The sequence below is a fragment of the Limnohabitans curvus genome (assembly GCF_003063475.1).
Classification (GTDB): Bacteria; Pseudomonadota; Gammaproteobacteria; order Burkholderiales; family Burkholderiaceae_C; genus Limnohabitans; species Limnohabitans curvus.
The window spans coordinates 2,691,055-2,703,262 of the sequence record NZ_NESP01000001.1; the positions used below are offsets into that span (position 1 = coordinate 2,691,055).

Below are 12,208 nucleotides of genomic sequence, written 5' to 3' on the forward strand. Positions count from 1 at the left end.
CTCACCACTGGTGAGACAAATTCGCCTCGATGCGGCCAGCTTGTTCAAGAACAGCCGCCAAACCCAGTTGCCGGACAAGAAGCTGCTGCAGGCCAAACTGCATGAGTTCTATTTGGCGAACGTGGGCGAGGGGGATGCGGAATGAGTCGGTACAAGGCTTATCCGGCGTACAAGGATTCTGGCGTTGCGTGCCTTGGACGTATTCCGCCCCATTGGGCAATCAGCAAGCTTCGTTATAAATTTGCTTTCGGCAAAGGCCTAACCATTACCAAGGAGAATCTTGTAGAAGATGGAATCCCTTGCGTGAATTACGGCGAGGTTCACTCAAAGTTTGGATTTGAAGTAAACCCTACAAAGCACTCATTAAAGTGTGTAGATGAAAGCTATCTCAAAGCATTTTCGAATTGTCTACTTAGCAAAGGAGACTTTGTTTTTGCAGACACATCAGAGGATCTTGACGGATCAGGTAATTTCACTCAACTAACCAGCGATACGGTTACATTCGCGGGTTATCACACCATCATTGCTCGACCGGAAGGCCATAAAAACACGCGTTATTTTGCATATCTTTTTGATGCAAAAGAGTTTCGCACTCAAATTCGTCTTGCGGTCAAGGGCGTCAAGGTTTTCAGTATCACTCAAGCAATTCTCAGAGGTGCAGATATTTGGTTGCCATCTGATGACGAACAAAAACAAATCGCGGCCTTCCTCGACCACGAAACGGCGAAGATTGATGCCTTGATCGAGAAGCAGCAGCGGCTGATTGAGTTGCTCAAGGAAAAGCGTCAAGCCGTCATCAGCCACGCCGTCACCAAAGGCCTCAACCCCAACGCCCCGATGAAAGACTCCGGCGTGGAGTGGCTAGGAGAGGTGCCTGAGCATTGGACGGTGACTAAGCTTGGGTGGATATGTGAGTTCATCACATATGGGTTCACCAACCCTATGCCAACAACCGAAGAGGGCCCTTATATGTTGACTGCTGCTGATATTGAATTTGGCAGAGTCAATTATGAACAAGCGAGACAAACGTCAGAAGATGCTTTCTTGAATACCCTCTCTGACAAAAGTAAGCCATTGCGAGGCGACCTCCTTCTTACCAAAGATGGCACTTTAGGCCGCGTTACAGTTTTTGATGGCGCGCATGTGACTTGCATAAGTCAGTCCATCGCGTTATTACGGCTGATGCAAGAAAAGGTTTGCTCAGACTTTGTGTCCATTTCACTAATGGGCGCTAGCTATCAAACCAAAATGCTCTTTGATGCTGGTGGAACAACCATCAAGCATATTTACATCTCGGTTCTTTCAAAAATGAATATTGCTTTGCCGGGAATTGAAGAACAGAAAGAAATTGTTTTAGCGCTCAAAAATCGGTTGCTTAGAATTGATCAGCTGGCGGACAAAGCACAGTCCGTTTCAATACTCTTGCAAGAACGCCGTACCGCTCTAATCTCCGCCGCCGTCACCGGCAAGATTGACGTGCGCGATTGGCAAGCCGCCGCCTGACGGCCTTCACCCACACAGCCAAATTTCAATTCGACCATGAGCGACCAAGCCACCGAACGCATCTTTCAAGACGACATCATTCGCCAGTTGCTCGCCAATGGCTGGTTGCTCGGCTCGCCAGACAAGTACAACCGCGAACTGGCTTTGTACCCCGAGGATGCGTTGGGCTTTGTGCAGGAAACGCAAGACGCGCAGTGGCAAAAGTTTTGCGCCAACCACCCGAAGGATGCCGAGCAGAAGTTTTTGCAACTGGTTGCCGCGCAACTGGGCAAGGCCGACCCGAATGCCACGCACAAGGACAGCCGCACCTTTGGAACGTTGGGCGTGCTGCGCCACGAGCTGCGCGATCGCAATGCGCGCTTGTCGCTGTGCCAGTTCAAGCCCGAGCACGACCTGAACCCAGACACGCTGGCCCGCTACGCCAAGAACCGCCTGCGTGTGGTGCCCGAGCTGGTGTACAGCCCGTGGGCGACTGATGCGCACCTTGCTGAAACAGGAACCAAGGCCAAAGCGTGGCGCATTGATCTGGTGTTGTTTGTGAATGGCCTGCCGGTGGCCACGCTGGAGCTGAAGAGTGAATTCAAACAGGCGGTGGACCGCGCCATCAAGCAATACAAAACCACGCGCCTGCCTGTAGACCCGGTGGCCAAGAAAGCGGAGCCGCTGCTGACCTTCAAGCGCGGTGCGCTGGTGCACTTTGCGGTGAGCCAGTACGAGGTGCACATGGCAACAAAGCTGGAGGGTGAGAACACTTACTTTCTGCCCTTCAACAAAGGCACGCACGACGGCGGCGCGGGCAATGATGTGCCTGAGGACATCAACCGTTACGCCACGGATTACCTATGGAATGAGGTGCTGCTGCCGGACAACCTGCTCAACATCCTCGCCCGCTTTGTGCACTTGCAGATTGAGGACAAGGAAGACTGGGAAGGCCGCAAGTACAAGAAGGAAAGCCTGATATTCCCGCGCTACCACCAGTGGGATGTTGTGGGCAAGCTGCTGGCGGCGGCACGCAGCGAGGGGCCGGGGCAGAAGTACCTGATTCAGCACAGCGCGGGTTCGGGCAAGTCGAACTCGATTGCCTGGGTGGCCCATCAGCTCTCATCGCTGTACAAGGCCGACGGCAAGAAGCAGTTTGACTCGGTCATTGTTGTAACTGACCGCACGGTGTTGGACGCGCAGTTGCAAGACACCATTTACCAGTTTGAACACACCGATGGCGTGGTTGGGCGCATCAACAACAAAGAAGGCGATGGCTCCAAGTCCGAGAAGCTGGCCGGAGCCTTGGAGTCGGCCCAGCCCATCATCATCGTCACTATCCAGACCTTTCCGCATGTGCTGAAGGCGATTGAAAACAGCGTGAGCCTGAAGGAGCGCTGCTACGCCATCATTGCCGACGAGGCGCATTCATCGCAAAGCGGATCGACGGCGCGGCAGCTCAAAGAGGTGCTGATGAAGGAAGCAGGGGAAGCTGGGGGCGAGGCCGAGGAGCTGGACAGCGACGACATCATCGCCGCCACGGTGGCTGCGCGCCGCGCATCGGGCAACCTGAGCTACTTTGCCTTTACCGCCACGCCCAAGCCCAAGACGCTGGAGCTGTTTGGCCGCGTGCCGCGCCCGGACGAGGTGGCATCCAGCACCAACAAGCCAGCGGCGTTTCATGTGTACAGCATGCGCCAGGCGATTGAGGAGGGTTTCATCCTCGATGTGCTGAAGAATTACACCAACTACAAGGTGGCGTACAAGCTGGCCCTGAAGGTGCAAGGTGCCGACGCGGAAGTGGAAAGCAAGCGAGCGAAAGTGAAGCTGAACCAATGGGTGCGCCTGCACGACCACAACATTGCCCAGAAGGTGATGGTGATCGTTGAGCACTTCAAGGACAACGTGATGGGCTTGTTGGGTGGGCAGGCCAAGGCCATGGTGGTCACCAGTTCGCGCAAGGAGGCGGTGCGCTACAAGCAGTGTTTTGACAAGTACATCGCAGACAAGGGCTACCAGAGGATTCGCGCCATGGTGGCGTTTTCGGGGGAGGTGGAGTTCACCGACAAAGACCCGAACGTGGCGGGCCTGATCGGCGAGAAGTTCACCGAAAGCAATATGAACCCGAACCTCAAGGGCCGCGATATGCGCAAGGCTTTTGATTCGGACGACTACCAAGTGATGATCGTCGCCAACAAGTTTCAGACTGGCTTTGACCAACCCAAGCTGTGCGCCATGTATGTGGACAAGAAGCTGGCGGGGGTGGAGTGTGTGCAAACGCTGTCGCGCTTGAACCGCACTTACCCCAACAAGGCCGAGACGGGCACCTTTGTGCTGGACTTCTTCAATGATCCGGATGAAATTCTGGAAGCGTTTCAGCCGTATTTCCAGACGGCTGAGCTGCTGGATGTGTCCGATCCCAACCTGATCTTCGCGCTGCAAGACAAGCTGCGTGCCGGTGGCATTTTTACTTGGCAGGAAGTGGAGCAGTTCTGCGCCGCGTTTTATGTGAAGAACAAGAGCAACGCTGCGATTGCCAACATCTGCAAGCCTGCGGTGCAACGCTGGCAGCTGCGCTACAAATCGGCGGTGGAGGCTTTCAAGATTGCCAAGGAGATGTTTGAGCGCACCCAGAAAACGGGCGATGCTGTGCTGATTGCGAACGCCGAGAAAAGCCTGAAGGAATGCCAGAAGGAAAAAGACGCGCTCGAAATCTTCAAGAAAGACCTGGGCACCTTTGTGCGTTTTTACGAGTTCATGTCGCAGATCGTGGATTACGACGACACCGATTTGGAAAAGCTCAGCCTGTACGCCCGCAACCTGCGGCCCATGTTGCGCGAAACCTTGCTGGATGAAGACGACATCGACCTAGGCAACGTGGTGCTCAGCCACTACCGTGTGGCCAAGATACGCCAGCAGGATTTGCTGCTTAAAGAAAATACCGGTGAGTACAAGCTGGAGCCGGGCGAAGGCTTAGGTACGGCCAAGCCAAAGGACAAAAAAGAAGAGTATCTGTCGCAGATCATCAACCGCTTGAACGAGGTGTTTGTGACCGACCAGCTCACCGACAAGGACATGGTGAACTACGCCTATACGATCCGCGACAAGGTGGGCGAGAACATCAAGGTGATGAAGCAGATCGAGAACAACTCGGCCGAGCAGGCCCTGCTGGGTGATTTCTCGAAGGCCATTGACGACGCGATCATGGACAGCAGCGATGCCCACCAAAACCAGATGATGCAGCTACTGGCCGACCCCAGCAAAGCCGCCAACTTTGCGCGGATTGTGTTTGATCTGCTGGTGCAGGGGCAAGCGGGGAATCGTTGAAGCCAGATGAAACCTTTACTGGCCTTTGGCTCAATGAGCAGGTCAAACGCAATCGGGACCGCTTCCCCAGCGACTTCCTGTTTCAACTCACGCAGGAAAAAAACACGAGGTGGCCGCAAATTGCGACCACTTCCAAAACCTGACAGCTCTACCGAAGCCGGGAAGGCGCCAAAGGACGTAAGGCACCGTGAGCTTACAACCAATCGGGTGTTGTTTTAGGTGGCAACGACGCAGGCTACGCAAAGGTTGGTAATTGGAGTAGGTCGGCATGGGGCGGTGTGAGCTTTACCCAACTAAAGCGATGCATGGCAATGCCATCCGCGCGACCTATAGTTATTTAAAACAGCAAATCGGAAAAGCAAATGGCAAAGCCAGATTTTGGAGGCGCTCGGGGCTCCTCAGCAGGAGACGACTTTCACGAATGGTGGGCGTTACGGCACGCCTTACCCCTTCTCACTGGCATGAATGACCTTGTAGCACTGACCGTCGAGGGTTTACTTGCTATCGACGAAACGGGTGCACCTGCAGATGCGTGGCTGGGAGTAGATTGCGCACAGTACTTTGGCGGGTCCCAGCTTTCCAAAGCGACAAAAGTAGTGGTCGAACAGCTGAAGTATTCATCCGCGAATCCTGAATTACCGTGGACTCTTGCCCGCTTACAGGCCGCGACTAACGGCAAAAAGAACAACTCCGTCATTGCTCGCTTGGCTAGCGCTTATGCGGGGTTGGCGGATAAGCGACCAGATTTAGTCGCATCCAACAACATTTCAATTCGGTTGGTCAGCAATCAGCCGATTGCTTTAGAGGTTGCCGAAGCTATAGCTGATTCACAAGGCCAAAACTACAGAGCTTTACAAAAAGCAACCAAACTTAAGTCAGCGCAGTTCTCATCTTTTCTTCTTGCGTTTGATTTCTCAATGTGTGGTGCTGAATCGAGGTTTGCACATGAGGAGGCTTGTGTTGCTGAGATTGCCAACGTAGTTGCAAGCGGCGCGCTAAGCCTAGCCTCGGAGCTCAAGGCACGAGTGCACAAACTCATGCTACCTGAGGGTCGAGGTAGCGTAATTTCTAAAGAAACTCTTCTAAGCTGGCTGGGTGTCGCTCACCCAGATGCGCTTTTTCCATGCCCCCCGCAGATTCGCTATATTGAAGCTGCCGTGCCGCGCCAAGTTGCCGTCGAAGTGCTGGATGAGATGATTTCAGGTCGTCAGAGGCTTTGCCTGCATGGGCCGGGTGGAAGTGGCAAAACCACAACGGTTCAGCAAATTCAAAAAGGGTTGCCACAAGGGTCAACTATGGTGATCTTTGATTGCTATGGCGCCGGGCGATACCAGGAACCAGATGCATACAGACATAGAGCAAAGGATGCATACCTTCAAATAATCAACGAGCTTGCAAGCAAACTTCAAACTCCGCTTTTTATCAATCGAACTGGTAATGATGATTACATTCGTGAATTCAAACAGCGCTTAGACCTTGCTGCCGCGACAGTTTCTGCACGATCGACCAATGCCCTACTTGTCATTGCAATAGACGCCGCAGACAACTCGGTTGAAGGTGCCCGCCAATGCACTCCATCAGAAGTATCGTTTGTACACGAGTTCACAAAGATTGGAGGTTTACCTGCAAACGTTCGGATACTGGTCACCGCGCGCTCTAGTCGACTCTCCGACCTTGCACTCCCGGAAAGCTTTATCCCGAGAAACATTGCGGCATTTACTCTGGATGAGACTACGCAGTTTGCAGTAGCACGGTTTGGCGCCGCCTCCTGGCAGTGGATCCAAGACTTCCATCACTTTTCACGTGGCGTACCACGCGTGCAGAACTACGCGTTCGAATTTGCGACAACGCAACCACAGCACGCACTTAACTTTCTGATGCCAAATGGAAAAGGATTGGATGATATTTTCAGAGAGCGTCTCCGTGAGGCGTTGCTTCGGGATGGCAACCCGAAGTTACTTGGAACTCTATGCGCAGCTTTGATTGGACTACCCAGACCAATTCCAATTCATGATTTGGCTTGCGTAACTGGCCTAATGAGAGAGAGGCTCATTGATATTTGTGGGGAGATTGCACCTGGGATACAGCTTGCAAATGACGCCGTGACCTTTGCAGATGAAGACTTCGAGAGCTTTGTTAGAGACGAAGCAATCGAACAACTTCCATCGACAATTCTTGATATAGCGAATCATGTCAAGGCAGAGCATTCCGTGAATCCATACGCTGCTGCACATCTGGCAAGTGCATTGTTCGCCGCCGGTCGAGGTGCCGAGATAGTGCAACTAATTGAAAGCGGTGTTGAGCCAACAGCTATTGCCGATATGGTTCTTCGTCGCGAAGCACATCATTCTCGCCTACGCATCGCAATGAAGGTCTGCCGTGCGGCTGGTGACGCTGCGAATGCCCTGTTAATACTGCTAATTGGCGCTGAAGCCTTGAAAATTGACAAGGCAGTTCAGGAAACGCTGACAGGACACCCAGATCTTGCCGCAACTTTCGCACGTCAGACTGTGGATCGAACCATCCTGTATGAGCCGTCACAACAAGTGCACCATGGCCCTGCGCTCATGCATATTTTGGCCGCCGACTCGCGCAAGGGTGACGGTATATCGGTTCGCGAAAAGCGGAGGCAGTTGCGTGAATGGCACCTGCGCCGAATCGAAGATTCCCGTGAACAATCAAATCAAGGTTTGCATCCTCATTCTTGGGAAATTGAAGGTCGAGATATAGCCGCAGTTGCTGAAGGCATTTTGCGCACAGACGGGCCAACTGCCGCGATTGAATTCACTCTAAGTTGGACCCCGCGGTCAGTTGGCTTCGAGGTCGCGTTTGTGCTTAGTCGCCAGCTCATAGCCCGAGGAGACACCGCATTGCTTGAGCGATGCGTAGTTGATTCCGCAATGCCAAAGTCTTGGCATTGCTTGCTTTTGGTGCCAATGGCACTGTCTGGGCAGGTCGTCGACATCGACGCGCTTGCGCTTTCACTATCGAGTCGAGCAGTAGCGGTTGCAATTAAGTCTGAAGGTACGGCTTACTCAGCGTTCGATAAGCCTGGTCAATCACTTACCGCACTGGTTTTGACCGGCTGCGAGATCGTCGTTGCGCAGTCAAAGAACGTTGCTCCAATGATCCGAATCCTGACGCGGTTTTTGAGGGATGAGTTTCGGGATCCGAGTCGGTCGTATCAATTGGAGAGGCCTCAGGGCGATTTGGCCCTTCGTGCTTTCGCGCTCTGCGAATGTCTAAACGGACGTGTCGCAACAGTTGATTCGTATTTGACAGTACCCGAGGTAGATACAACCCTTACCGGAAGGGAGAAGAATAAAGCCGCGAATTTGGCACGCGAAAACCACAGCAAATCAACGGCGCTGATCAAAGATCGTCTAGCCATTTATAACGCTAGAGCTCGGGCCTTGCTTGGCTTGCTTCCAGCCACTGAGTTGGCGTCGAACTTGGTTCCACCCGTCTCGATATTTGTTGGAGAGAGCTGGCGCACACGGACCTATGAACATGCGAGTATGGCCGTTCAGGTCGCATATTCCATGTCTGCACTCAGATGCATTCCTGGGGCCTCGCCTGCGGATGTAATGCTGCTTGTGAGGACGGTCTTTAAAAAATGGGACGCACCATTTGGCCAATACTTTGAGCCGCTAATGACCGAGCTCGCTCTCAGTCATGTGCTGCATGACCCAGTAATCGAACAAGTCAATGCCTGGGCATCTGCAGCGGCAGTTGCCAAAACCGCTTCAAGTGAAAAAATCAGCTTTCTGATGGGACTTGCCCGTGTTCTGGCATCTATCAGTCCCGACGACGGGCAAGCTATATTCAATGTGGCTCTAAAAGTGGCCGATGAAATCGATGGCGATTCCATGCACGAACTCGCCGTATTAGAACCATTAGCCAAGCGGGGTGCTTCAACGCTAGATGAAATGTACCGGCGTAAGCTGGCAACACGGGTTCACTTTATTGTTGATGAGGTGTATCTGCGGCTTCTCGGTTACGACCACTTCCCGTGGACTTCGGTCGCGCGAACCCTGTCAGCATTGAGCACACCACTTGCACTCGCCGCCGTCGGTTGTTGGGATGATGAGGCTGTGGTAGATCAGAATATCCTGCTACCCGAGGTTATCAAAGCGGCTCTTCAGTCAGGCGACATCACTGCAGCGCAAGCCATGGCGCTTACAAACTTTGACGATACGTGTGATACCTCAACACTAGCTCTAATTTCTTCCCAGGCTCAAGCAGTCATTCGCACATCCTTATCTGAGGAGATCGCTAGGGACGAGCTGTTGCGGTTTGCGAAGAATGGAAGGCCATCTACAGTTGAGTTGGTTGAATCATTGCTCAATGGCGGAAACAAAGGGCCATGGGCATCGCGATTGGTTGAAGTCAGCAATTTCACGTCTGCCTTTGACAATGAACCAGGGGTGCCGGATTCATCGTCATGGAAAGAGGCCGCAGCGCAACGTGCGATTGCTTTCGAAAGCCTTCTCGATTTTGCCGAATGCGCCTCACTCGCAGATTCGGCAGCGATATACGCGTTCATCGACGCCACGAAACTGAAGGCAGACTCACTTGGTGTGCAATTCAGCGCATCAACTCTACTTAGTGCAATGGCACGCCAGGTGAAGCGTGCAGACCGACTGGCATTTCTCAAAGCATTGTGTAATCTTCAATCTGAAGAAATCTCAACATATGACTGGCGCGCCGCAGTATTAGGCAATTTGAAGTCATGGTTACCCGCCTCACTTGCGATAAAGGAATGGTTCCGTACGGACTTCAAGAAGTTAGTAGTCTCAGAGTTCCACGTGTTTGGCCGGTACTTATCCGAAGATGGATCAGATTTAGAGTGGATTTTGCAGAACATGGCGCTTTCGGATGATGAGGTTACCGAACTGCTTCTCGCTGGCATTGAAAATAACTCCGATTCCCTTAGCCCCCAAGGAATCCACTCCTTCGTCGGCTATGCAGCCAAATTTGTGAGGCCTACAGAAGCTGCGCAGGTTCTTGACCGTTTTACGTCGCGGTTACAAGGACGCTTTCTGGATGCGGATACGACAAATGTGCGCTCAGAGCGCGTCGATGACGAACCAGCCGATACGACTGAAGCTGTCGCACGATTGCTATATGGTTTTCTTGGTGATATCGATCTCCGCGTGCGCTGGCGCGCGGCGCATGGCATTCGCTGCTTGGCACGACTACAGGATTCAAACACCCTTGATCATGTCATCAAACGATATGACAAGCACACAGAGCCGCATTTCAAAGATCCTAAAGCACCGTTCTATTGGTGTGCAGCTCGGATGTGGTTGATGTTGACGTTAGAACGAATTAGTTCAGAAAAAACCGATCAAATCGCGCCGTATGCAAACTGGCTGCTCATCGCTGCGACGGATGATTCATTTCCGCATTTGCTTGTGCGAATGTCTGCGAAGAATGCACTGATCAACATTGCAAATATTGAACCTGGTCGGTTGACTAAGGCCGAGCTAAAGCAGGTGGAAAACATTGGTCAGTCCGCATTTACCCGAGTGGTCGAGTCAACTAAGAAAGTGGCGCGAGCTAGAGATCAACCTGAGGGGAAAAACAAGTTCTACTTTGATCATATGGACACTATTCCCTACTGGTTTACACGCGGTGTGGAGGTTTTCTCGGGTCTCTCAATGAACACGTTTCAGCATGAAGCGGCGCGTTGGATAGTTGACATGTGGCATGTCCAAACCGATGCTGAAGGTTCAGTTGACGAACCACGAAAGGATCGGTTTCGCAATAGCAACTACAGCCTTTCCTACAACCGGCACGGGTCGCTCCCGACGGTTGAGCGATATCGTAGTCACTTGGAGTGGCATGCAATGTGGTGCGCTGCGGGTACTTTAATGAAGCAATACCCACTGATCGCATGTAACGATGACACTTGGGGAACCCTAGAGGGATGGTTGGACCGAAATGGTATTGAGAACCCTCAGCGGTGGCTCTCAGACATTCGCCAATGTAAACCCCTGAAGAGGCAATTCTGGGGTCCGCCCGTTGATTGGCTAAGTGTGCCATCGGAGGGTTTTGACGACAAACGGTTTCTGGAACTCCTCAACGTCGCTTCAGATGATTCAGTTGCGGTTGCTGCGCGTTTCAGCATTCACACCCAAAAGACAAATTTCACAGCCAGACTGTCGTCTGCACTTGTTTCTCCGGGCACTGCCAGCGCTCTAGTACGCGCTCTTCAGACTGCGGATGATTCATGGGATTACCACATCCCAAATGCCGGGGATGATTTGGAGATACACGACCCCCAATTTCGTTTGAAGGGCTGGCTCGATGCATTGGAGGGTGATCTGCGTTTGGATGAATGCGACACCTTTAGAAACGATATCTGCCGAATTGAATTTGCGCCGGCCAAGTCCGTTTTTCCGGGGCTGAGGCAAATTGTTTCCAGCCTATCGCAGCCAATTTGGCTGGACGAGAAGAACCGAGGCCTTTTCTCCTATCAAACGTGGGGCGACACTCCTAGCGATAAGCGGGAAAGGAATTACTACTATTCTTCGGATCTACGGTCTGACGGGTGGCAGTTATCCATGGATCGGGTATCCCTGGCTAGCTTTCTCGTTCAATCCGTTATGGACTTGATTGTGCAAATAGAGATAGAGCATGAAAAATCAAAAGACGACACCTATAGATATGACGAGGACACCGAAGAGAAAACGCGGTTCACGAAAATCCTTGTCCTCCGACAATGCGGACGTATTGAATCAGCCGATCAACATCTTGGCTCTTGGATCACATCTGACAGATGAGCTGGGTTTTTCCGAGCTGAACGACACCTTGGGGCGCTGGATGGCGCACTATTTGGCAGAGCTAATCGACAAGGCATCCAATGAGCCGGATGGTCCTATCAGGGACGCTGCTCAAGCCAAGGTTGCTTCTTCGATTTTGGCGGTCTGGGCGCATCGATCTGCTTTGCCAGGCAACGCCTATCCATTGGCGCGATATAAAGACATCATCGAGGGTATGAAACTCTTGGCACCTGGGGGGTCGCCTTGGGAGCGGCCTACCAGCGGATCTCGAACAGCACAAGCTGGAGAGGCTCACGAGCAGCTTCGACAATTGTCAATTGCGTGTCTGTTTGCGGATCACTTTGCTGAGATCCCAAATATCGATCCAAGTGTCGTGGGCCATCTTGATCCAGCGGAACGAGAACTTCTCGAGTTTTTCAATCGATGGGCAGAGTTAGTCAAGTCGCAACGCCAAAAACTCTTCGATGACGGTGTGCTTTTCGCTGATGCAGCGTCTGCGACCAAAGCGCCCAAGCCAAACGAGCTACTAGAAGCGACTGTTGATAGCGCTATAGCCAGCTTGAAGAAGTTAAAACTGGAATTAGGTCAACCAAGAGTGGACCAGTGACACC

Annotated in this window: 6 protein-coding genes; all 6 read left to right on the forward strand. The window is 52.4% G+C overall.

Annotation, left to right across the window (positions count from 1 at the left end):
* The first annotated feature begins 10 nt into the window (after window positions 1-10).
* Entirely contained in the window at window positions 11-145 is a 135-nt protein-coding gene (locus tag B9Z44_RS15430) for a hypothetical protein (protein WP_281258811.1), read from the forward strand.
* Window positions 142-1,503 (forward strand): restriction endonuclease subunit S, encoded by a 1,362-nt coding sequence (locus B9Z44_RS13485; RefSeq protein WP_108402669.1) that lies wholly within the window; start codon window positions 142-144, stop codon window positions 1,501-1,503. The genes B9Z44_RS15430 and B9Z44_RS13485 overlap by 4 nt, the downstream gene beginning before the upstream one ends.
* A gap of 36 nt (window positions 1,504-1,539) precedes the next feature.
* On the forward strand, window positions 1,540-4,809 hold the full coding sequence (locus B9Z44_RS13490) for a type I restriction endonuclease subunit R (protein ID WP_108402670.1): 3,270 nt from the start codon (window positions 1,540-1,542) through the stop codon (window positions 4,807-4,809).
* Window positions 4,806-4,952, forward strand: coding sequence for an ORF6N domain-containing protein (locus B9Z44_RS15490; protein ID WP_108402671.1), 147 nt, complete (start codon window positions 4,806-4,808; stop codon window positions 4,950-4,952). The genes B9Z44_RS13490 and B9Z44_RS15490 overlap by 4 nt, the downstream gene beginning before the upstream one ends.
* A 219-nt stretch (window positions 4,953-5,171) precedes the next feature.
* Window positions 5,172-11,597 carry a DEAD/DEAH box helicase family protein gene (locus tag B9Z44_RS13500; RefSeq protein ID WP_108402672.1) on the forward strand — a complete coding sequence of 2,142 codons (6,426 nt, stop codon included), beginning with the start codon at window positions 5,172-5,174 and terminating at the stop codon, window positions 11,595-11,597.
* Window positions 11,548-12,204: a hypothetical protein gene (locus B9Z44_RS13505; RefSeq protein ID WP_146180623.1), complete on the forward strand. Its 657-nt coding sequence runs from the start codon at window positions 11,548-11,550 to the stop codon at window positions 12,202-12,204. The genes B9Z44_RS13500 and B9Z44_RS13505 overlap by 50 nt, the downstream gene beginning before the upstream one ends.
* Window positions 12,205-12,208 lie beyond the last annotated feature (4 nt).